This is a genomic window from Chryseobacterium oleae, from assembly GCF_900115055.1.
GTDB classification, from domain to species: domain Bacteria; phylum Bacteroidota; class Bacteroidia; order Flavobacteriales; family Weeksellaceae; genus Chryseobacterium; species Chryseobacterium oleae.
This window is the reverse complement of record NZ_FOVD01000006.1, coordinates 155059-176951: the sequence shown is the minus strand read 5'-3', so window position 1 is coordinate 176951 and position 21893 is coordinate 155059. Positions and strand designations below refer to the sequence as shown.

Here is a 21893-nt window from a genome sequence, read left to right as displayed (position 1 = left end):
TTTAGAAATGAAAAAATTAGGCATTCTTGCTTTAGCGCTGTTGATGCAGCATATTTCCGCACAAAACAACAGATTTGTATACCAGGTGACCATGAAACCTGATGCGGAAAATAAAACAGATATTAAAACTGAAAATGCATATTTAGATATTTCCGGTGAAAAGTCTCTTTTTTATTCCGAAAACAGATACAAAAGAGATTCTATCCTGCAGAAGGCCTTTCAGGGCGGCGTTGGAAGGGCTTCTATCAATAGAGAACAGATGGAAGGATTGAGGAGCAATATCAATTATTCAGTAGAAAAAGATAAATCCAGTCAGGCTATATCTTTTAAAGACAGAATCGGAAGAGATATTTACGTGTACGAGGAAGACCGTCCTCTGAACTGGAAAATGTCTTCTGAAACAACGAAAATAGGAGAGTATAAGGTGCAAAAAGCCACAACGGATTTTGCAGGAAGGAAATGGACCGCATGGTTTACAACAGATCTTCCTTATCAGGATGGTCCCTATAAATTTGGTGGACTTCCAGGACTGATCGTCAAAGTAGAAGATGATAAGGGAGAATATTCTTTTGACCTAATGAAGAACTATAAAATTGCTGAACTTGTTACTTTAAACCAGTTCGGAAATACGATAAAAGTAAAAAGAGCTGACTACCTCAAGCAGCAGGAGAAATTTAAAAAAGATCCGATGTCGTTTATGCAAAGTGGTGGCGGCGGTTTTCCAGCACCTCCAAGAGCAGGTGGCGGCGGCAATCAAAATCCGGCAGACATGAGAAAGAGAGTAGAAGAGAGAACAAAAGAGGAAGCTAAAAGAAACAGCAATCCAATCGAATTGCAATAAAAAATAAACCCTGAAGAACTTCTTCAGGGTTTTTATTTTGTTTAGATTACATTTATTTCAAAAGTTGGTTGAATGTATCTCCCTGCTTAATGTTTCCTGTGTTATAACCTTTCAGAAACCATTCCTTACGTTGGGCAGAAGAGCCATGAGTAAAGCTTTCCTGATTAACGTATCCTTGAGATCTTTTCTGGATATTGTCATCACCTACCGCCTGTGCAGCATCTATCGCTGATTCTATATCACCTGGCTCCAGAATACCTTTTGTATCATTCGTTCGTTTTGCCCACACGCCGGCATAAAAATCTGCCTGAAGTTCTGTGGCTACAGAAACCCTGTTCATATCTGCTTCAGAATATCTTCCGCTTCTTCTTAATGCGTCTACTTTCTGTGTAGTTCCAAGAAGAGTCTGTACATGATGTCCTACTTCATGAGCGAGAACATAAGCAACAGTAAATTCTGTTACTTGAGCTCCGAATCTCTGCTGAAGTTCATTGAAAAAGGTCATATCCATGTAGACCTTCTGGTCTGCCGGGCAATAAAATGGCCCCATTGCTGACTGAGCGGTTCCGCATCCGGATTGTGTGGTATCTTCAAAAAGAACAATCTCCGGTTGGGTATAGGTCATTCCATTTTCTTTAAAGATCTGATCCCAGGTAATAATGTTCCATTGACCTATCATACCAACCATTTCTCCGATTTTTTGTTCCTGGGCAGTGAGTTCCCGCTTCTCTCCACTTCCGGAAGACTGGACACTGCCGGAGTTCAGAATACCTGAAGGATCACCTCCTAAAAAGAAAATAATCGCAGCTATAATCAAAGTTCCGAGCCCTCCACCTACAACCATACCTCCGCTGCCACCAGAACCGCGGCGGTCATCTACGTTCCCGCCTCTATCGTCTGTCCATTTCATAATAAAAATTTTTGCCTTGTAAATTTAAAATAATATCATTACTAAATTACTACTTTTGTGAAAAATTACTGCCCACGTGAAAAAAATTAAACTTTGCCTGTTATCAGTTGGGATATTGGCATTTACAGCCTGTAAAAAAGAAAAAGAAGACGAAGTAAGCAGCGTAGACAAGACGGGTTCTATTGAAACAGAACTTTCCGTTGAACATATTGATAATGCTGATGTTCTCATTACCAAACACAGGATATGGAAGGATAAACAGCTATTCAGAGAAATTATAAAAAAAGACACGATTCCAAGTCTTGGAGACACCCTTGTGGGAGGCGAAGACAGTGATGGCAACGACCATATTGCCAAAACGAAAAAAGACTATGAATTTTTTATAACGGTTCAATAATGAAAAAGTCCAGTTCTATCAAATTACTTTTCGTTACAAGTATATTGGCTGCCTGTTCTCAGGAAAAGCCTAAAGATAAAGCAGAAAAGAAAGTCTACATGAGGTCAGATACTACGGCTTCTTATTCCAGATCCCATGGTTTTATGGCTGGAATTCTCCTGTACCACGCCTTCAGACCGTATGGAGCATATAGCTACGGATCTTATCAGAAGGCCGGCTATTACAGTGATGCGATAAGCACCAAATCCAATGTCGGAAGAAATAATTACAAAGGAAATGTAGTAAGAGGCCAGTTGGGAAGAAGTGGTTTCAGCGCATCATCATAAACTATGGAAAGAATTCAATCACAGTTCAGGAAGGACTGGCAGCATAAGCTTGAAAATCTAGGCTTCGGATATCATTCTTTGGATGGTCTTTATTGGGACGAAAGCCATTATTACCAATTGACTCCCGAAGAAATTAATACCATAGAAACGGCCACTGCCGAGCTTTGGCAGATGTGTCTGGAAGCGGTAGATTATATTATTGAAAAAAATCTGTGGGACAAATTCAATATTCCTGAATGGTTCCGGAATTACATCATCATGAGCTGGGAAGAAGATCATCCGTCCATTTATGGGAGATTTGATTTCGGTTTTGATGGTAAAAACCTGAAATTACTTGAATTTAATGCCGATACACCGACGTCACTGTACGAAGGGTCGGTTATTCAATGGTATTGGCTTCAGGAATTGTATCCCTATAAAGATCAGTTCAACTCGATTCATGAGAAACTGGTGGGCTATTGGAAGCATCTGAAAAATTATATGAATCCGCATCATATTTATTTTGCATCTCTTACTAATATTGAAGATGTTACCAATGTGGAATACATGCGTGACTGTGCTTCACAGGCGGGTTTTGATACGGAATTTATTCCCGTTCAGGACATCGGATGGGCGGAAGATATTTCAGAATTCGTAGCCGGAGACCGCTCGGTGATGGAATATATTTTCAAGCTGTATCCTTATGAATGGATTCTTGCAGACGGTTTTGGCGAAAAGCTTGTGAAAAACGGATTCAGATCGCAATGGATCGAACCGGCCTGGAAAATTTTACTTTCCTCCAAAGCTCTTTTACCGATTCTCTGGGAGATGTATCCGAATCATCCTTATCTGCTGGAATCTTATTTTGAACCGAGACATCTGAAAGATTTTGCTAAAAAACCTATTTATTCAAGAGAGGGAGCGAATGTGATCCTTCACAAAAATAATATTCCGGTTGAGCAGAACGATGGCATATACGGTAAAGAGGGGTTTATTTATCAGCAGCTATTTGACCTTCCCAATTTTAATGGGAATTATCCGGTCATAGGCAGTTGGGTTATCGGGCAGGAGCCTGCCGGCATCGGGATCAGGGAAAGTGTTCACCTGATCACCAATAACCAGAGCCGTTTTGTTCCTCACCTTATCGGTTAAGTTTCTTTTCTTTTAACCAGAATGAAGTGGACTGATAGGCAGAAACAGCGTCATTGACCAGTTTCTGATCAGGATCCTTCATCAGTTTTTCATCATAATACAGTTTGAATTCAGGAGCCAGGCTGCTGGATTCCAGCTGTAAAGAATACTGTTTTACTTTTTTAACAGGTGAAATGATGGTCAAGCGTCCGTCTTTTACAAAACCAAGATCCTGGTAAGTTGCGATATAAGCTTTTGGCTGGAATTCTTTTTTGAAGACATCCTGGCCAAGGAATTTAGATTGATAATTGAAATTCAACAGTCCGAAAAGGGTAGGCATGATATCGATCTGAGACATCAGCTTATCAAATTTCTGAGGCTCAATAAATCCTTCCGAGAAGATCATTGCTGGAATTCTGTATTTGTCCATTGGAAGTTCTGTTTTCCCTGCGCTGGATGCGCAATGATCAGCAATGATTACGAAGACTGTATTTTTGTACCAATCCTGTTTTTTAGCCATTTCAAAGAACAGTTTCAGTGAATAATCGGTGTATTTTACACCTCCATCACGGGATTTTGCGGTTCCAGGGATATCAATCCTTCCATCAGGATACGTAAAAGGTCTGTGGTTGGAAACTGTCATCCAATGATTGAAAAACGGTTTCCCGGATTTGGCTTCAGCATTCATCGTCTGAATTGCCTTTTTAGCCATATCTTCGTCAGCAACACCCCAAACATTGGCGAATGTGATTTCTTCAGGCTTGAAATTATTTCTGTCGACAATTCCGTAGCCGTTTCCAGCAAAAAAGTCCTGCATATTATCGAAATAGCTGTAGCCTCCGTACAGGAATTTTACATCGTATCCTTTAGATTTGAATACGCTTCCGGTTGTGAATTTATTTTTATTGTCATCTCTTTTAATGATACTTTCTCCGGCAGTAGGGGGAATACAAAGGGTTAATGCCTCAAGTCCTCTTACGGTTCTGTTTCCGGTTGCATAAAGATTGGTGAACATCATGGAGCGCTCAGCAAGGCTGTCTAAGAAAGGAGTGATCTTTAAAGTACCGCCATAATGTGCCATGAAGTCTGCTGATAAACTTTCAATAGAGATCAGGACTACATTTTTCTTCAGTTCAGGCTGTTCTGAAACAACATTTCTTGATAGTGAAGGTTCAGAATACTGGCTTAAAAAGTTCTTTTCAGCGTCCTGCTGACCAATCTGCGGGTAAAACTGGAAATAATCCAGTTCGTTGTGGGTGAAAGCCCAGTAGAATTTAGGAAGTCCGTTGTTTTCAATCTCGTCAGCAAAGACATTGTCCGATCTGAGCTGCATTAATGAAGATAACCCGAAAAGACTGATGCCGGCAAGAACCACGAAAGATCCCAGAAGTATCATTTTCTGTTTGAAATTCGGAAGTTCTAAAAGCTCGTCTTTTGTTTTTTTATAGATAAACCATGTCACGGCTAAAGTAACGATGAGAATCGCTGAAAATAATGGAACAACAGGGTAACTTTCCATGATGTTTCCGATAACCTCATTGGTATAGATCAGATAATCTACAGCGATGAAGTTGTAGCGTACCCCAAATTCGTTATAAAAGAAATACTCACTTACCGCATTGAAAATGATCAGAAGAACATATAATAATAACGTAATGAAATAGAGTACATTCCTGATTTTTATCCTTTTTGAAGGGAGGAAAAGCATTAACCCAAAGAAAATAGTCTTGATTCCTACGAACGCAAGGGCCACTTCAGAAATGGATCCTCCGTACTGATTGAAAATATTATTGGGAATGAGCAGAATGTACAGGAAAAACAGCACTAATGCGCCAAAAATAATATATCCGTATGGCTTTTTGTATTTTGAATTCGATAGGAATAAAAAGTAGACCGCCAAAAGGGTACTGGCTAGCGTAAAAGCAAAAATATCATTCAAAAGACCAATAGACAGAACTTTGATGACTTCAAAAAATCCAAAGCTGGCCGTAGTGATCGGATGAAAAAAGAATACAATCCGTATGATCAGTGAGATAATCAGATAAAAAATCCCTAGATACAAGAATGGTTTTATTTTACTTGGAAACATGCACGTAATGTATAAGTTAATTTCCGCAAAGATAGTTTTTGTATATAACTTTCAGTGAAAAAAAACGGAAACATGACATTTCTTATCATTTTTTTGAATTATTGATGAAGGATTAACTTATTATATAGTTAAACGAATGCATAAAATGAATAGCAGGAAAAGAGTGTCCATAAAAAAAGGGCTATTAAAAAATAGCCCTGTATACTGTTAAGTTGAATTAAAATTAAGAGTGTCCGAAACCGATGTTTCCTTTTTTGTCAGAAAGATTCTTTTTAAAATCAATCATTCTCAAAGCGGTTACGGCAGCTTCTACACCTTTGTTTCCTAAATCTCCACCGCTTCTGGCGATAGACTGTTCCTTGGTGTCGTCTGTCAGAACGCAGAAAATAGTAGGGGTGTCCGTTAAAATATTACAGTCTTTGATTCCCTGTGCTACTGCTGAGCATACAAAGTCGAAGTGAGGAGTTTCGCCGCGGATGACACATCCGATAGCAATCACTGCATCATATTTTCTTTCTTTGCAAAGCTGCATGCTTGCGTAGTTCAGCTCAAAGGCACCCGGAACCGGGAATAGTCTGATGTTTTCTGCTTTTACCCCTTCTTTTTCAAGAATTTCCAGAGCTGCATCACGAAGATTGTAAGTTACAAAATCATTCCACTCAGAAAAAACAATGCCGATAGAAAAATCTTCGGCATTTGTTATATGAAGTGGCTTGTAATCGGATAGATTAACTGTTGCCATTTTTTAAAAATATTTAGTCATTTCAATATAAGAATCAGACATTCCGTTATCGTAGTCCTGATATTTCTCGTCAATTGCTGAGAAGTATTTCTTAGCTTCTGCATTTTTCTTTAATCCTAATGCTACAATACCTGCTTTTCTTGTGAAATAGTAAGTGGTATAAGCATCGTTGGAAGCAGTTGACGCTTTGTCTAATAAAGATAGCGCTTCGTCGTTTTTGTTAAGACCTGATTTTGCATCTGCCATAGCACCGAATTTCAATGCCATTAATGTTTTGTTGTCAGATGAAAATTTATCTAAAAGATCGTAAGCTTCCTGAAATTTTCCAGCTTTGAATTTCAGTAAACCAGCATTGTAAGCAGCCAATTCACCAATTTTTGTACCTGAATAGTCGTTATATGTTCCTACAAAACCTGGGTTAGCTGCAGAATTTCCACCTAGGGCTTCTTTATCTTTCCCAGAAGTTTGGTTTTTCTGAGCAGCAAGGAAACCTTTTACAGCTTCAACGTTCTTAGGAGCCACTACAAACTGTTTGTAAGCAAAGAATCCTAAAACACCCAAAACCAATACCCCGAATACAATACCCAATTGCTTTGAATATTTCTCAAGGAATCTCTCTGTGTTTAGAGCCTCTCTGTCAAGGTCTTTAAAGAACTCAACTGTTTCTTTACCTTCTTGCTCGTTCTGAGCATTCTTTCCCAATTTTGCCATAAATTCTTAAAAATTGAACTGCAAATTTAATTGTTTCTGAATGATTTACAAAATACTTTGAAGTATTATTGTGAAAATGTTGTGAATTGTCAGATGTTAATGGTCAAAACGCTTCGACTCCGCTCAGCGTGACATCTTTACAACCCATATTTTTGTTTTTATATGAATAGCTTAATATTCCAGGATGCTGTAGACTTCAGCCCCGAATTTACTAAGTTTTTCGGTTCCATTAAGATCTTTTAATCCGATCAGGAAACTGAACTGGGAAACGGTGGCACCTTGTTTTTCTACCAATTTAGCGGCTGCTTCTGTAGTTCCTCCTGTTGCCAGAAGATCGTCATGGATCAGAATTCTCTGTCCTTTTTTGATCTGTCCGTCACGGGTTTCTATGATGGCACTTCCGTATTCAAGATCATATTTTTCTGAAATGACAGGTGGAGGAAGTTTTCCTGCTTTTCTGATTAAAATAAACGGAACTTCCAAAGCAACCGCTATGGCAATACCGAAGAGATAGCCACGGCTTTCTATTCCGCATACAGCGTCTATTTTTCCTTTGCTGAAAGCAGCCAGCTCTGTGATGACATCTTCATAAAGCTTCGGGTCCAGGAAAATAGGTGAAATATCCTTGAATTGGATTCCCGGAATGGGAAAATCAGGAATATTTTCAATGGTTTGTTCCAGTCTTTTGATCAGTTCTTGTGAAGCCATTATGGGTTTATTTTATAGCTGGAAATTTTCCAGTCTCCATTTACATTTTTAAGTCCGAAAGTTACTTTTAAAGAAGTTGTTTTTCCGTTCTTATCCGTTACATCATAAGTCGCGTTCACGCTGGCACCGCTGGCGTTGGTCGCATTGGTAGTAATGTTTTTTACACTTACATTCTTCACTGAACCAAAACCTGAAGTAGGGTTAGAGAATGATTCATAACTTCCCCAGCTTGGGTTGCTAGAATTATCATATGCCGCTTTAAGGTTTTGAGAGCTTACACTGTTTAAAAACTTACTTACTGTATTTTTTGGATCTGCTGCCGGTTGCTTAGGTGCAGACGGAGTAGTTGTGGTTACGCCTGGATCTGTAGATGTAGTAGGTGCTACTGTAGGATTATTTGGATCGATGACAGCATTGGGGTCCTGAGTTACAGCCGTTGAATCATTTTTTGGCGGAGCAGGAACTTTCAGCGCTGATGGGTTTACATCGAGTCCGATTTTTGACATTTTGAATGTCTTAGCCGTCGTTTTTACTGAAACGGTAATGTCGATTTTGTTGTCTACTACTTTTGCCGCAGGAATAGAAGAGAATTTTAAATTGAATCCTTTAAAGTTATTATCCTGCATCAGGTTTTTTGCTGTAGAAAGCTTTACTCCGTTGCTGAAAACTTCCAAAGTAGCTTCTAAACCTGCACCGGTAAATGCAACAGGATTTCCTGCAGCATCTACAAGTCTCGGAACGATCTGAATAGAAGTAGGGGCTCCGTTTCCGTCATCTCCAGTAGGTCTGGTGATGATGCTTAATGAATTAGCTTTTACATCATTGTTATCGGTTTCCTTGGCTTTGTCATCTCCGAAGATATTCATTTCTCCAAGAGAAGGAGGAGATGTGCTGGCCCATTCGATTCCGTTTTTCTGCGCCACTTCATCAGCCATTGTAAGAATCTCCGGAACTTTTTTTCCGTTGATAAGCTTTCCAAGAGCTTTCAGTTCTTCTACATCACCTTCTGCATCCACACCGAAAGTCTTCAGGATATAAAGAGCTTCACTGAATTTGATCTGTTTAATGGTTGAAAGGCTGGAAGTCATATCATTGATACTGGACTGCAGCGTTTTAGTATTCGTAGCATCTACATGATCCTTCCTGCATGCCGTAAAAAGCAACAGACTGAGAACAAGTAGAAAAGAAAACTTTTTCATTTTATTTTGTTTACTGCAAATTTAGTAAAACCTATATAAATAGTGAGTTTTTATTTTTCATTTGTTCATTTCGGGGTGTTACTTGTTTTTCCTGAGTCTTTTTATACCTTAAAAAAAAAGCAAGTCCGGTAATATATCTATTCATGATGTTTTGTCATCAGAATTATATTATGGGACTCACTTTAATCGTGTTGTAAACAAGAAACGTAAACTATTGGATTTGAGAACCCAACTTATTTTTCATTGATTGCATCTTGAATTTTCTTTGTAGAACCGTCACTAATAAACTTGTGAGTAAACATTCCATTTTTAACTACATAGTGAGTAGGAAAGGCTGCAATGCCATATTGCCTCGAAATTTTGGATGCATCCGGTACAATGGCATAAGTGAATGGATGTTTAGTTAGAAATTTTTTTGTGATATTTGATTTATCTTCTGCAAAAGCGATAAAAATGACATCAGGATTAGCTTTAACTAACTCATTGAGCTCGGGAATTTCCTTTATGCACGGGCCACAGTTGGTATACCAAAAATTTAATACTACAGTTTTGTTTTTAAGTTTTGACAGCTGATATTTTTTTCCTTTCATATCGGTGACTGTAAAATCGATAGCTGGTTTTGGTTTGAAATCAAGAGTTTTAATCAGTTGTTTTATTGCTTCAGGAACTTTTTTTGCGATTAGTTCTGGGCCGATCAGTTTGAGTTTAGCCTCTGTCATTTTTGTTCCTTCCAGAATTGGATCAAAAATATATTTTGCCGTATATAATGAGTCTGAAAACTGAGCGTTGGTAAGGATATTACCTTTTTGATCTTTTTTTATGCTTTCCAGTGGTATGCCAAAGGCTTCCATGATAGTTTGTTGGGAAAAAAGAACTGAGTTCCCCATTAACAGCATGCAAAGTGCAATAAATTTGGATTTAAAGTTTGTTGATTTCATAAATGTGTTTTTAGATTAATATTATTTTATAAATTGATCTTAATGGGGAAGGGAAGAGTGATTTAAATATATACAAAAGTTCTACGTAATAGCCTTTTAAGCTTAAATTGCTATTATTAAAACACGATGATAAAAATGATTAGTTTAAATTATTGCAATTGGTGAATAATTTATTTTTTTATGTTGTGGATGGTTTATTTTTTATTTTCCTGCTCCTTCAGATCATCTTTAAAAAATGAACTGAAAATGGTCTGCATATTCGGAAATGAGGGATCCTGCCAGTATTTTGTGGTGTAGTTGCTGTTGTCTTTGTTGAATCTCACTTTTTCAAGATCATTGTCGTTGCTGAAATTAAATTCGGTAGCAATGAAGTTACTGTATGAAATAATCTGATTATAATCTGGTTCACTTTTATGTTTAAGCTTAGCATAAACCACCTCGTTGTATTCTAAGAAATCTTTAAGTCCTTTTTCCGAATCTTTTTCAAATGACATATTGAGAATAGTTCTGATATCAAAAAATCTGTATCCAAACATGGCAAATTCTTTTTCTTGTAGTGCTGCCCCTATGACTTCAATCTGGTCTTTCCGGTCTCCCTTTAATTCTTTGATCACATTCCACTTCTTTTTGTATTCTTCAGGATTACCCACATGTTTAAGTTTTGGAAGGTCCAGTGAACTGCTGGTATCCCATGAAGAGACTACTTTTTTTTCATTTTTGGCATCTACTAATTTAAACACACGATACTGTTCAATATTAGCACTTTTCAACTTTTTGGTTTTATTATCAAAAATGTAAGTGATTATTCCATCTGTGTAGCTGTTCAGTTTGTTGTTCAATGTTACATAAGCATTGAAGTTTCCTTTAATGAAAATATATTTTGCAGGCTTTGAGTTTTTTATGACCACCGTTTCTATTTCCTTTACCTGATCATTTATTTTAATCACGTTCTGGTCGAAGTCGGAGTAGGAGAGTGTAGCCACAGAAAAGTTATTGTAAATCAATTGAAATTTTTCCTGTGAAGGGTTGAGTGCCTGTTTATCTATTTTGCCATCAATATCAGAAAAGGCGAGGATACTTCCATCTTTTCCGAAAACGGAGACTTTAGGAAGGGGCTTGTTCGTGCGTTCAGAAATGAAAGTTACAGTTTGTGCCTGAATAAAGCTGAACAGAAAGATGAAGAGTGTGAAGAGCAGATAATTTCGTTTCATAATGATATTGGATTTGTTGGTTTATTTAAATGATACATCAATCTCACTATAAAGACGCGCAAAGTTCAAAATGGTTGCCTGAACAAAAAATGTTCAGTTGTCTGCATAAAAAAAGACTGATCATTACAATCAGTCTTTTTTATTTTATTTCTGTTACAAGTCCTTAGAAAGGATACTCATAAATTTCAGATTCGTGAAGGTAAGGGTTACCTGTAGGGATCAGTTTCAGTTTAGACAATGCTGTCAGTACTGTGAACATGAACAATCCAACTACAAAAAGAAGCGCACCTAATATCAAGATGAATACTTCAGGAGTTTTCCAGTATGGACCTACCGTTCCCGGCATTACCATATTGAAGTAGTCTAAGATGTGTCCTAAAATAACCACAACAGCCATAACGGTTACTACTTTGTAATTTCTCTTGATGCTGCTGCTCACTAATACCAATAGTGGTAATAAGAAGTTCACGATCAGCATTGGTAAGAAAGTAATTCCGTAGTGCTGGAATCTTCCGAAGAAGTAGTTCACCTCTTCCGGAACGTTCGCATACCAGTAAAGCATGAACTGAGCAAACCATGTATATGTCCAAAGCATACTTGTCGCGAAAAGGAATACTCCTAAATCGTGTAAGTGGTTGTCATTGAACTGAGGTAAGAATCCGTTTTTCTTCAGGTAAACACTTAGAAGGATAATCACAGCGATTCCACTTGAAAGGCAGCTTACCATTGAATACCAGATATACATTGTAGAATACCAGTGAGGGTCAATAGACATCAACCAGTCCCAAGCCCAAGCTGCAGAAGCAAATCCGAAGAATGCGATATATCCTACTGCCCATCTGTAAAGGAACTGATACTCAACCAAAGATTTTGTATCGTCCACTTTTTTAGACTGTGCTTTCAGTTTCCATGCAAAGAATGAAGCTCCGATTACATAGATTAGTGTTCTGATCGCATAGAAAGGGATGTTTAAGAATCTTTTCTTTTCGAATAGGATCACGTCGAAATGTGCAGAATTAGGATCTGTCAAATCCGGATCCATCCAGTGGAAAATATGACCCTGGTGGAAGATATTCAGTAACATTAAGATTACTAAAATAGCACCTCCATAAGGAATATAAGAAGCAATAGCTTCCATTACTCTTGTAATAATGATTGGCCATCCTGCATGAGCTGCATGCTGAATACAGTAGAAAAATAATACTGCACAACTTACTCCGAAGAAAAATACAGCTACGAAATGTATGGATGCTAAAGGCGAATTATGAATCTGCATTGTCGCATGCTCTAAATGAGAAGCTTCATCCTGAGGTCCTACCATTTCACTGGAGTGAGTAGGTGCTGTGTGACCTGCAGAGTGAACTGCCTCCATCATTTCTTTAATTCTCTCTGTACTGATTCCATGATTCATGAAATAACCAATACCAAACAGAACTAAACCTACAACAAGAAGTATTAGAGAAGTTGATTTTAATTTTGGTGAAAAACTATACATTTCTTTTCTTATTTTTTAGTTTCGGTAGTAGTCTCTGTTGCAGCTGCAGCTGGTGTAGCTGTAGCCGTTGTAGCTGCTGCGGGTGCTGCTGCTCCTTTTTTGAAGGCGCTCATCACGTACATGGCCACTCTCCATCTGTCTCCAGCGTTAAGCTGACCAGCATAAGATCCCATTGCATTTCTACCGTTAGTTAATACATAATGAACAGATCCTACAGTAAGCTCTCTGTCAGCATAGTTTGGTACACCAGAGAAAGCTCCGCTTTGTACAATTGGACCTTGTCCATCACCACCAGTTCCGTGACATGCAGCACAAGTATGATCGAACAGCATTTTTCCTCTTTCAATATCCTTAGCTGCGTTAGCCGGGTTAAGAGGAGATCCTGTCATCTTTTTGGATGCATCGTAACCTGCGTTATATTCATCTACATTTTTAGGAAGAAGACTTTCTTCGAAAATTCCGTCTTTATTCTGAGCAACTGAACCTTCTACAGGAGCAAGACCTGTTGCAAAGCTATTTTTAACGAAAGCAGGGATTTCATTTTCATGATCTGAATAGGCATCCTGAGCTTTCATCAATGGATCGTAAGCTACCGGAAAATACATATCCGGGAAATATACCAATGGTGTATTTTCTTTTGGTCCGCAAGAATTAAGTAAAACCGTTGCTAAACCTAAAATAGCTGTAATTTTTAATACATTCTTTTTCATTTTAAGCGTCTTTAACAGTTATTTCTTCAACTCCAGTTTCAATAAGTAACTGCTTTACAGACTCTACGTCTTCAGTTACAAACTCCATAAGGAATTTATCATCAGTAGTTCTTGGATCTGGGTTCTGAGCCGGAGCTCCCGGATACATTTTGTTTCTAACCAGGAAAGTTAAAGACATCATGTGAGCGGCACAGAATACCATTAATTCAAACATAGGTACCACGAATGCAGGCATGTTGTGTGCCCAGTCAAAAGCTGGTTTACCACCAATATTTTGAGGCCAGTCATGATTCATCACATACCACGTTACCGTAGCACCGATGGTCACTCCATAAAGAGCATAGAAGAATGCAGCATCAGAAATTCTGGTTTTCTTTAAACCTAGAGCTTTGTCAAGTCCGTGAACCGGAAACGGAGTATACACTTCGTTGATCGCAATTCCTTTATCGTTGAATGCCTTAACGCCGTTCATTAAATCGTCGTCATCGGCATAAAGTCCGTATACAATTTTAGTGGTGCTCATCTCCTTCTTTTGCTTTATAAGTTTCACCTGAAATTTTCAGAATCGATTTTAATTCAGCCTGTGCAATTACAGGGAACGTTCTTGCGTATAGTAAGAATAATACAGAGAAGAATCCGATTGTTCCTAAATATACACCCACATCAATGATCGTTGGCTTAAACATAGTCCAAGATCCTGGTAAGTAATCTCTCGAAAGGTTGATAACGATAATATCAAAACGCTCAAACCACATACCGATGTTAATAATTAACGCGATAATAAATGTAGCGATAATGTTTGTTCTTACTCTCTTGAACCAGAATAATGCAGGAACAATCAAGTTACAAGTAATCAGCGCCCAGAATGCCCACCAGTAAGGTCCTACTGCAGCACCAGGTGAAAGGTATGTAAAGTCTTCAAATCTTGATCCGGAATACCATCCGATAAAATATTCAGTAGCATAAGCCACCGTTACCATACCACCTGTAAGAACGATTACGATGTTCATAATTTCAATATGATACATTGTGATGTATTCTTCTAAGTGACATACTTTTCTGGCAATCAACAATAGCGTCTGTACCATCGCGAATCCTGAGAAGATCGCACCGGCTACGAAGTAAGGAGGGTAGATTGTAGAGTGCCATCCTTTAATAACCGACGTTGCGAAGTCAAATGATACCGTGGTGTGTACCGAGAATACAAGTGGAGTTGCTAAACCTGCAAGAACCAAAGAAAGTTCTTCGAATCTCTGCCAGTGTTTTGCTTTACCACCCCATCCAAACGCCAGGAATGTATAAATTTTCTTAGTCCAAGGAGTTTTAGCTCTATCTCTGATCATTGCAAAGTCAGGGATTAGTCCCATGAACCAGAATACAGTTGATACTGAGAAATACGTTGAGATTGCAAATACGTCCCAAAGTAGAGGAGAGTTAAAGTTCCCCCAAAGAGAACCGAACTGGTTAGGCAATGGGAATACCCAGTATCCTACCCAAACTCTACCCATGTGGATCACAGGGAAGATCGCTGCCTGTACAACCGCAAAGATCGTCATCGCCTCTGCAGATCTGTTTACAGACATTCTCCAACGCTGTCTAAATAATAATAATACTGCGGAGATAAGTGTTCCGGCGTGACCGATACCTACCCACCATACGAAGTTGGTAATATCCCAACCCCAGTTAATAGTTCTGTTAAGCCCCCATGCTCCAATACCTGTCCCGATAGTGTACGCGATACAGCCGAATCCGTATAGAAATAGAACTAAGGCTGCGTATAGTGAGATCCACCATAATTTACCTGCTCTTTCTTCGATAGGTCGTGCGATATCTTCCGTAATATCGTGATAAGTTTTGTGACCAATAATTAGAGGTTCCCTTATCGGAGCTTCGTAATGTCCTGACATTTTTTACCTATTTATTATTTAAACTTTATTTTTCTACTCTGTTTCTTACTTTAGTGTGATAGAACACGTTTGGTTTTGTGCCGATCTCCTCTAGTAAATAATATCTTCTGTTGCTAGAATACAATTCTCTCACTTCAGATTCTTTGTCATTCATGTCTCCGAACGTCATTGCTCCGGTAGAACAAGCAGCAGCACAAGCACAAGAATTCTTGAATTCGTGGTCTGTTACTTTTCTGTTCTCTCTCTTAGCTGCTAAAATAGTAGCCTGAGTTTCCTGGATACACATTGAACATTTCTCCATAACCCCTCTGGTTCTTACGACTACGTCAGGGTTTAGTACCATTCTTCCAAGGTCGTTGTTCATGTTGAAGTCGAACTTGTCGTTTAGGTTATATGTGAACCAGTTGAAACGTCTTACTTTGTACGGACAGTTGTTTGCACAATATCTGGTACCGATACATCTGTTGTAAGCCATATGGTTCTGACCTTGCTTACCGTGTGAAGTAGCCGCTACCGGACATACAGTTTCACAAGGAGCGTGGTTACAGTGCTGACACATAACCGGCTGGAAGATCACATCTGGATTGTCTGCAGGGTGGTTTAATGCACCTCCGTCTCCGAACGCTGTACCGTACAATTCAGGCACTGCCATTCCTTCTTTCAATCCTTCGTATACTTCTACTTTCTGTCTTGAAGAATAGTAACGGTCAATTCTTAACCAATACATATCTCTAGACATTCTGATCTCTTCTTTACCTACTACAGGAACGTTGTTTTCTGCCTGACAAGCAATGATACATGCTCCACAACCAGTACAAGAGTTCAAGTCGATTGATAAGTTGAAGTGAGGTCCGTCCGTATCATCGAAAGCATCCCAAAGGTCAATCTTTCTTGCCGGAAGAGCTCCACTGATCGTGTGATATTCCAAAGGCTTGTTCCATCCTTTATGTTCGTCATCGAAAGCTACGTTGATGAATTCAGCTAAAGGAACTTCCTTAGCGATTTCGTAACGTCCCATTAGTGTATTCTGAAGCTGGATACCTGCGAATTCGTGATCTTCTCCTGTTTTTTCGATCTTAACTCCTGAAACAGTCAGGTTAGTACCGTCAAATAATGGATAAGCGTTTACACCAGTATCAGCAGTCGTTCCGGAATCTTTTTTACCGTATCCAAGCGCAAGACCTACTGATCCTTCTGCCTGTCCCGGTTGAACGAATACAGGAACGTCTTTTATTGTTACTCCGTTTACAGTAAGGTTTACGATAGAACCATCCAGCTGCATTCTTGCATTAAGATCGTTGTCAATCGCAAATTTTTCTGCGTCTTTCGGAGAAATAGTCAGATAGTTATCCCAAGACATTCTTGTGATAGGATCCGGTAATTCCTGAAGCCAAGGGTTGTTGGCCTGAGTACCGTCACCCATTGAAGGCTTGGTGTATAATACTAGTTCTAATTCAGAAGCTTTGAAGTTTCCTAATTCAGCAATAGCCTGAGCAGCATTTCCTCCTGAATAAGATAATGCAGTTGCATTATTGGAAGTAGTGATACCGTTATATAAAGCTTTGTTGAATGAAGTTGCGCCTAAGATAGATGCTGCACTTCCTTTCAGATAGTCGTAGTAATTGTTTGCAGCGTTGTTTTTACCGTTTTTCCAAACCAATAGAGATTCTTCAATCTGTCTTGATTTGTAGATCTTTTGGATCGTAGGCTGCATTAATGAGTATACGCCGGTCTGAGGTTCGATATCACCCCAAGACTCCAGCCAGTTAGCTACCGGGATTACAGCTTTCGCTGCTTTGTACATTTCATTTTTCTTATCTGCTACTGCTACTACACAAGCAACTTTAGCTAAAGATTTTTTGAAATCTTCTCCTTTTGGATGAGAGTAGATAGGGTCTACATTGTTTGCGATCAATACGCCAACCTGACCTGCATTTACCCATCCTAAGAATTCCTGGTATCTTGCTTTATCAAATTCTTTCAGGAAGTTTGCTTTACCTGTGAAAGCTACTGAACCTAATTTTTGGTTGATTAAGTGTGCTAAAACCTGTGCTCCTTTAGAACCATCAGCTAAAACAACAGCTTTGCTGCCTTTCGCTTTAAGTTCAGTTGCAATTTCAGTAGCAGTCTTATCTGAAGTACCACCACCTACGATTGCATTGTAAACTTCAACTAAAGTTTTGTTTACTGCACTTGGCTTTAATCTGTATCTTGAGTCAGCATTAGCACCAGTTAATGACATGTTTGATTCCACCTGAATGTGTCTCAACATGTTTGGTCCTGGCTTTCTTGCTGCTGCGAAAGATGTTTCTAAACTTGCTCCGTTGTAATCTCCTAAGAAATCAGCCTGGAAAGAAACTACCAATTCTGAACCTTTAAGGTCATAAACAGGTAATGCTCTCTGTCCGAATACTTCCTGAGCTGCATCTAAAGCTGCAGAGTGAGGATACGCATCATACGTTACCAGTTCAGCAGTTGGATATTTAGCTTTGAATTCAGCAAATAGCTTTTTGAAAGTAGGAGAAGGGAAAGAGTGTGACAAAAGCACGATCTTTTTACCTGCTGCACTTGCATCTGCCAGACCTTTAAGGATAAAACTGTCTACTTTATCGAAAGTTTCATCTTTACCGTCTAGTTTAGGCTGCTTTACTTTATCGTTATCATAAAGAGAAAGTACACTTGCCTGAGCTCTTGCATTAGTTGTTCCTAAATCACCTGCTGCCGGGTTTGGATCTATTTTGATAGGTCTTCCTTCACGGGTCTTTACTAAAACACTGGCGAAGTCGAATCCGTCAAAATATGTTGAAGCGTAATAATTCGGAACCCCTGGAATAATGTCATGTGGCTTTACCACATAAGGAATCGTTTTGATCACCGGTGCTTCACAGGCAGCCAATGTTACGGCTGCTGTAGAGAATCCTAAGATTTTTAAGAAATCTCTTCTTGAAGTACTGGATCCGTTCTGTTCAGCATCTCCAAGGAAATCTTCTACCGGAATTTCTTCCTGAAACTCTTTCTGAGCCAGCTTATTATTCAAAGCTGGGTCTTTAAGTTCATGAATACTTCTAAATTGTATTTTGTTTGAAGCCATTTATACTTCTAATTTTTTAGTTATTAATAATGACATTTACCACACTCAAGACCTCCAATTGCATCTACAGTGATCTTACCGCCATCCTGAGGATATTGTTTTTTCAACTTGTCATGTAGATTCTTGAAGTACTCTTTATTATAACCGTTGTTCATATCAACCTCAGTCGTTCTGTGGCACTCGATACACCATCCCATAGTGAAGTCGTTAGCCATTTGAACAACATTCATTGTATCAATTTTTCCGTGACAAGCTTTACATACAACATCAATTTTGTTGTTAGGATTCTTTTTGTTGAAAGAATTGATGATCGCTTGTTCACCTGCTACTACGTGTTGAGAGTGGTTGAAGTACACGAAGTCTGGCATGTTGTGGATTCTGGTCCATTCAACCGGCTGTGTTTTTCCAGTGTATACCTGTTTTGCAGGATCCCAGCCTGTAGCGGCATAGATCTTCTGGATTTCACCGTCGTAGAATGCTTTATCTTTTCCTGGCTCCATGTAGTGGTCTGCGTTGTACTCAGAGATTGTTCTGTGACAGTTCATACAAACGTTCATAGATGGAATCTCAGATACTTTACCATACTTGGCACTGGAGTGACATAACTGACAGTCGATTTTTTGCTCTCCCGCGTGAATTTTGTGAGAGAAGTAGATAGGCTGTTCAGGCTTGTACCCTTTGTAAACACCGATCCACATGATCCAGTTCCAAACTCCGTAAGCGGCAAGAAGGGCAAGGATACCCAATACTGCTTTTCCTACGTAGTGGTACTTCTCATAAATTTCGCTGAAAGATTTAACTCTTGTTGCGTTAAGTCCTGCTAAGTCTTCGGATTGACCTAATTTAACCAATTGTCTCAGTTTAATTAAGATCCAAACCAATAAAGCTGCAATGGCAAGAAGCGAGATAATAACAACACTTGAAGTGGTCTTATCTGCTGGTGCAGCTGCTGCTCCGTCTGTAGCGGTAGTCTTATCTGCTTTTGGCGGTTCTGGCGCCGGCGGATTAGTTGTGTACGCTAAAATGTCATCAATGTCCTTCTCTGTAAGATTAGGAAACTGCAACATTTCAGTCTTATTAAATTTTTCGAAAATCTCATTGGCGTATTTATCCCCAGAAGCTCTCAGAGCTTTGTTGTCTTTGATCCACTTGTGAAGCCAATCTTTGTCTACACCACCCTCTGTCTTTACACGTTCTACGACACCCTTTAGAGGTGGCCCTATTACCTGTTTGTCCAGTGCGTGACATGCAGTACAATTTGCTTTGAAAAGTTTCTCTCCGTTTTTAGGATCGCCGTCTTGCCCGTAAATTGAAGCACTTGTCGATAGCAATAAGCCTATTGCGATCAACGTTTGTTTATAATGCTTTCTCCAACTAATCATTTAAATTATCTTATGTTAGTAAAATATTGAACCAATCAATTCCGCAAAAATAATATTTTTAACAGGAATTTAACGGTATATGGAAAAGGGAAAATATCATTTACGTTTAATTTGTATTGATTCTAAATAGTGTTGTTTGGTATAATTTTTTAATTTTAATAGATTTGCAGAAACAAGTTTAAATGAGAAATTTAATCAAAATATTTTCAATAATATCTTTATTTGGGTTTTATAGTATTGAAGCCCAACAGGTTGTTCAAAAAGACACACTGTCCGGAACAGAGCTAATTATGACCATGGATTCCAAAGTAAGTGCTGCTTTGGGAGGAATTGAAGATAAATGTTCCAGGACTGCCGGAGGTCCTTCGGGTTCTTCCGTTAGAGAAAATAATACCGATAGTGGAATGGTGAATACCACAAAACCACCCAAAATCTATATTCCGAGCAGAGAATTGAGCAATGCAGAGATTTGTAGAAAAAATCCGAGGATTCTAGGATTCAAAATTCAGATCACTACGGTTAAGAGTAATGAAGAGGCCAACGAGGTGAAATCGTATTTCAGAAAAAGGTTCCCGAACCTGAAAGTGGAAACGGATGCTTCTTTGAGACCTAACTATAAAATTTTAGCAGGAAGTTATTTCACAAAACAAAGTGCAGCATCTGATCTGTCGAAGATAAGAGAATACTTTAAATCGGCGATTGCAGTACAGTACAGAATTTTCTGTTCAGAAGCGAGATAAGTCGTCAAAAAATATAAAAGTAAAGCCGGGAATTGTCCCGGCTTTTTTATTGATAGTAAGTTTCTAAAAAGAGAAAAAAATCTGACATTCTGTACAGGTTATTGGCCAGCAGGAAAACGAATAGAATGACCAGAGTTATCATCAGAAAGGATAAGATCTTCGGTTGTGATTTATAAGCGTAAAACAGCCAGCCTAAAAGCAATGGATACACGAAAACAAAGTGTCCTCCGTAGATGTAAGACGTGTGGAGACCAAACCGCATGATGCAGTGAATGACAATGTCAACTAAAAAAGAAATGATGATCATCTGGACCAGTTTATTTCTGAAGTTTTTAATATAACTCCACAAAATAAGCCCTAATAATATGATGATAAAAGCATAGCAAAATGAAGACGAATAGGGCTCCATTAAAAGACCTTTAAAATCGAAACCTTTCATATTATGTTTGTCCGTCGTCATGAAACTCGGGAACAGAATACTGCCGCCAAAAAAGTAGGAAAGCATCATATCCCAATCCGGAATAGATTCTACATTGGAGAATTTTTCATACTGCTGGTTGGTTTTTGAGAAGATGTTTTCATATTTAAAATCAATCCTTAATAGATAAAGAAATACAAAACTTGCTATGGTAAGAATCACTCGAAAAGCTGCATTTCCAAATTTTTTCCAGCTTCGAAATAGATTTTTTTCAAAGAGTACCGGAATAAAAACCTTAACAAGGTTGGTAATGGTAAGGCCGCCGATGGTAATTCCGGCAAGCGTAAGTGCTGATCCGGGTATTTTCTCCTCTTTTCTGAGTTTTACAGCTGCATAATAATTGTAAATACTTAGCAGCAGTAGAGTATAGGTGAAATTTTCAGGGGTAAAAGATAGAATGATGCTGGTAGAAAATAAGCCGAAGAACAGGATGATAAGTAAGCTGATCATTAATGGTAGTCTGATGATATTCTTCAGGTATTTGAAAATCTGTACCATGCACAGGCTGATGGCCGTATTGCTGAGCCAGGCAAGGGTAAGTCTGAAGGTAGCATCCATTTTTCCTCCTGAGATCAATAGGGAGAACTCTCTGACCCAGTTGAAAAAGTAATAGGCCAGTGGGTGTCTTTCAAAACTTCCACCGGTCATCACGATTGCTTTATTGTCAAAACTGAAATAAGCATCCCACGGAATTCTGCTGTCAAAAATGATCCGGTAATGAAGCGCAATATAAGTGCCCAACGCTCCGTAACAGGTCAGGAAGAATATAAATACCGCCAATTCTGTATAAGAAGAAGGGAAGACCTGTTTTAAGAGGTGGATGAGTTTTGTTTTAATAAAAGACACGTGTCAGTTTTTTGCAAAAATAAAATAAAAAAACTCACCATGGTTGGTGAGTTTTAATCTTT

The 21893-nt window shown here is 38.7% G+C and carries 20 protein-coding genes; 5 read left to right on the top strand and 15 right to left on the bottom strand.

The genetic code is table 11. The annotated features are described in order from the left end of the window. The first annotated feature begins 7 nt into the window (after nt 1-7). On the top strand, nt 8-841 hold the full coding sequence (locus BM143_RS17950) for a GLPGLI family protein (protein ID WP_090026055.1): 834 nt from the start codon (nt 8-10) through the stop codon (nt 839-841). Between the two features lie 52 nt (nt 842-893). On the opposite strand, the gene ypfJ is transcribed toward BM143_RS17950, so the two are convergent. Continuing rightward, the gene (ypfJ, locus tag BM143_RS17945; RefSeq protein WP_090026053.1) at nt 894-1751 is read right to left on the bottom strand and encodes a KPN_02809 family neutral zinc metallopeptidase; all 858 of its coding nucleotides are present in this window, start codon (nt 1749-1751) and stop codon (nt 894-896) included. Between the two features lie 76 nt (nt 1752-1827). Between ypfJ and BM143_RS17940 the strand changes: the two genes are divergently transcribed. The 3 genes from BM143_RS17940 to BM143_RS17930 are packed head-to-tail and all read left to right on the top strand — an operon-like array spanning nt 1828 to nt 3605. Continuing rightward, nucleotides 1828-2148 carry a hypothetical protein gene (locus BM143_RS17940; protein ID WP_139222067.1) on the top strand — a complete coding sequence of 107 codons (321 nt, stop codon included), beginning with the start codon at nt 1828-1830 and terminating at the stop codon, nt 2146-2148. After that, a complete protein-coding gene (locus BM143_RS17935; RefSeq protein WP_090026049.1) occupies nt 2148-2474 on the top strand; it encodes a hypothetical protein in 327 nt (108 codons plus the stop codon). Before BM143_RS17940 ends, BM143_RS17935 begins: the two co-directional genes overlap by 1 nt. Nucleotides 2475-2477: 3 nt before the next feature. After that, nucleotides 2478-3605 (top strand): glutathionylspermidine synthase family protein, encoded by a 1128-nt coding sequence (locus tag BM143_RS17930; RefSeq protein ID WP_185116557.1) that lies wholly within the window; start codon nt 2478-2480, stop codon nt 3603-3605. Here the strand turns inward: BM143_RS17930 and BM143_RS17925 are convergent. The 13 genes from BM143_RS17925 to BM143_RS17865 all read right to left on the bottom strand — a co-directional run bounded on the left by BM143_RS17925 (nt 3595) and on the right by BM143_RS17865 (nt 19767). Beyond that, nucleotides 3595-5673 carry an LTA synthase family protein gene (locus tag BM143_RS17925; RefSeq protein WP_090026047.1) on the bottom strand — a complete coding sequence of 693 codons (2079 nt, stop codon included), beginning with the start codon at nt 5671-5673 and terminating at the stop codon, nt 3595-3597. The two genes, BM143_RS17930 and BM143_RS17925, sit on opposite strands and share 11 nt — an antisense overlap. 223 nt (nt 5674-5896) lie before the next feature. After that, complete coding sequence (gene ribH, locus BM143_RS17920) at nt 5897-6415, bottom strand: 6,7-dimethyl-8-ribityllumazine synthase (protein ID WP_047450992.1); 519 nt, start codon at nt 6413-6415, stop codon at nt 5897-5899. Between the two features lie 3 nt (nt 6416-6418). Then, nucleotides 6419-7126, bottom strand: coding sequence for a YfgM family protein (locus BM143_RS17915; RefSeq protein ID WP_090026045.1), 708 nt, complete (start codon nt 7124-7126; stop codon nt 6419-6421). 171 nt (nt 7127-7297) lie between these two features. Then, entirely contained in the window at nt 7298-7834 is a 537-nt protein-coding gene (locus BM143_RS17910) for an adenine phosphoribosyltransferase (RefSeq protein WP_090026043.1), read from the bottom strand. Continuing rightward, nucleotides 7834-9033 carry a hypothetical protein gene (locus BM143_RS17905; RefSeq protein ID WP_090026041.1) on the bottom strand — a complete coding sequence of 400 codons (1200 nt, stop codon included), beginning with the start codon at nt 9031-9033 and terminating at the stop codon, nt 7834-7836. The genes BM143_RS17910 and BM143_RS17905 overlap by 1 nt, the downstream gene beginning before the upstream one ends. Before the next feature lie 233 nt (nt 9034-9266). Continuing rightward, the gene (locus BM143_RS17900; RefSeq protein WP_090026039.1) at nt 9267-9971 is read right to left on the bottom strand and encodes a TlpA family protein disulfide reductase; all 705 of its coding nucleotides are present in this window, start codon (nt 9969-9971) and stop codon (nt 9267-9269) included. 194 nt (nt 9972-10165) lie between these two features. After that, nucleotides 10166-11182, bottom strand: coding sequence for a hypothetical protein (locus BM143_RS17895; protein ID WP_090026037.1), 1017 nt, complete (start codon nt 11180-11182; stop codon nt 10166-10168). A gap of 163 nt (nt 11183-11345) precedes the next feature. Continuing rightward, entirely contained in the window at nt 11346-12677 is a 1332-nt protein-coding gene (locus tag BM143_RS17890; protein ID WP_034724192.1) for a hypothetical protein, read from the bottom strand. An 8-nt stretch (nt 12678-12685) separates the two neighbouring features. After that, on the bottom strand, nt 12686-13387 hold the full coding sequence (locus BM143_RS17885) for a c-type cytochrome (RefSeq protein WP_034724190.1): 702 nt from the start codon (nt 13385-13387) through the stop codon (nt 12686-12688). 1 nt (nt 13388) lies between these two features. Then, nucleotides 13389-13910 carry a DUF3341 domain-containing protein gene (locus tag BM143_RS17880; protein WP_034724188.1) on the bottom strand — a complete coding sequence of 174 codons (522 nt, stop codon included), beginning with the start codon at nt 13908-13910 and terminating at the stop codon, nt 13389-13391. Beyond that, entirely contained in the window at nt 13897-15294 is a 1398-nt protein-coding gene (gene nrfD / locus BM143_RS17875) for an NrfD/PsrC family molybdoenzyme membrane anchor subunit (protein WP_034724187.1), read from the bottom strand. The genes BM143_RS17880 and nrfD overlap by 14 nt, the downstream gene beginning before the upstream one ends. Nucleotides 15295-15319: 25 nt before the next feature. Continuing rightward, complete coding sequence (locus tag BM143_RS17870) at nt 15320-18385, bottom strand: TAT-variant-translocated molybdopterin oxidoreductase (protein WP_034724186.1); 3066 nt, start codon at nt 18383-18385, stop codon at nt 15320-15322. A 23-nt stretch (nt 18386-18408) separates the two neighbouring features. Beyond that, on the bottom strand, nt 18409-19767 hold the full coding sequence (locus BM143_RS17865; protein ID WP_090026034.1) for a c-type cytochrome: 1359 nt from the start codon (nt 19765-19767) through the stop codon (nt 18409-18411). Nucleotides 19768-19949: 182 nt separating this feature from the next. Here BM143_RS17865 and BM143_RS17860 point away from each other — a divergent pair, with 182 nt between their 5' ends. After that, nucleotides 19950-20507, top strand: a complete 558-nt coding sequence (locus BM143_RS17860) for a sporulation protein (RefSeq protein ID WP_090026032.1) — start codon at nt 19950-19952, stop codon at nt 20505-20507. Nucleotides 20508-20553: 46 nt separating this feature from the next. Here the strand turns inward: BM143_RS17860 and BM143_RS17855 are convergent, their stop codons facing one another. Next, a complete protein-coding gene (locus BM143_RS17855; protein WP_228430882.1) occupies nt 20554-21831 on the bottom strand; it encodes a DUF6080 domain-containing protein in 1278 nt (425 codons plus the stop codon). Nucleotides 21832-21893: the final 62 nt, after the last annotated feature.

Bases quoted from the DNA above. Each gene is read 5' to 3' on its own strand.
- BM143_RS17915 (WP_090026045.1), bottom strand. From the start codon at position 7,126: ATGGCAAAATTGGGAAAGAATGCTCAGAACGAGCAAGAAGGTAAAGAA.
- nrfD (WP_034724187.1), bottom strand. From the start codon at position 15,294: ATGTCAGGACATTACGAAGCTCCGATAAGGGAACCTCTAATTATTGGT.
- BM143_RS17935 (WP_090026049.1), top strand. From the start codon at position 2,148: ATGAAAAAGTCCAGTTCTATCAAATTACTTTTCGTTACAAGTATATTG.
- BM143_RS17950 (WP_090026055.1), top strand. From the start codon at position 8: ATGAAAAAATTAGGCATTCTTGCTTTAGCGCTGTTGATGCAGCATATT.
- BM143_RS17895 (WP_090026037.1), bottom strand. From the start codon at position 11,182: ATGAAACGAAATTATCTGCTCTTCACACTCTTCATCTTTCTGTTCAGC.
- BM143_RS17930 (WP_185116557.1), top strand. From the start codon at position 2,478: ATGGAAAGAATTCAATCACAGTTCAGGAAGGACTGGCAGCATAAGCTT.
- BM143_RS17925 (WP_090026047.1), bottom strand. From the start codon at position 5,673: ATGTTTCCAAGTAAAATAAAACCATTCTTGTATCTAGGGATTTTTTAT.
- BM143_RS17885 (WP_034724190.1), bottom strand. From the start codon at position 13,387: ATGAAAAAGAATGTATTAAAAATTACAGCTATTTTAGGTTTAGCAACG.
- ribH (WP_047450992.1), bottom strand. From the start codon at position 6,415: ATGGCAACAGTTAATCTATCCGATTACAAGCCACTTCATATAACAAAT.
- BM143_RS17905 (WP_090026041.1), bottom strand. From the start codon at position 9,033: ATGAAAAAGTTTTCTTTTCTACTTGTTCTCAGTCTGTTGCTTTTTACG.
- BM143_RS17880 (WP_034724188.1), bottom strand. From the start codon at position 13,910: ATGAGCACCACTAAAATTGTATACGGACTTTATGCCGATGACGACGAT.
- BM143_RS17865 (WP_090026034.1), bottom strand. From the start codon at position 19,767: ATGATTAGTTGGAGAAAGCATTATAAACAAACGTTGATCGCAATAGGC.
- BM143_RS17890 (WP_034724192.1), bottom strand. From the start codon at position 12,677: ATGTATAGTTTTTCACCAAAATTAAAATCAACTTCTCTAATACTTCTT.
- BM143_RS17900 (WP_090026039.1), bottom strand. From the start codon at position 9,971: ATGAAATCAACAAACTTTAAATCCAAATTTATTGCACTTTGCATGCTG.
- ypfJ (WP_090026053.1), bottom strand. From the start codon at position 1,751: ATGAAATGGACAGACGATAGAGGCGGGAACGTAGATGACCGCCGCGGT.
- BM143_RS17860 (WP_090026032.1), top strand. From the start codon at position 19,950: ATGAGAAATTTAATCAAAATATTTTCAATAATATCTTTATTTGGGTTT.
- BM143_RS17870 (WP_034724186.1), bottom strand. From the start codon at position 18,385: ATGGCTTCAAACAAAATACAATTTAGAAGTATTCATGAACTTAAAGAC.
- BM143_RS17910 (WP_090026043.1), bottom strand. From the start codon at position 7,834: ATGGCTTCACAAGAACTGATCAAAAGACTGGAACAAACCATTGAAAAT.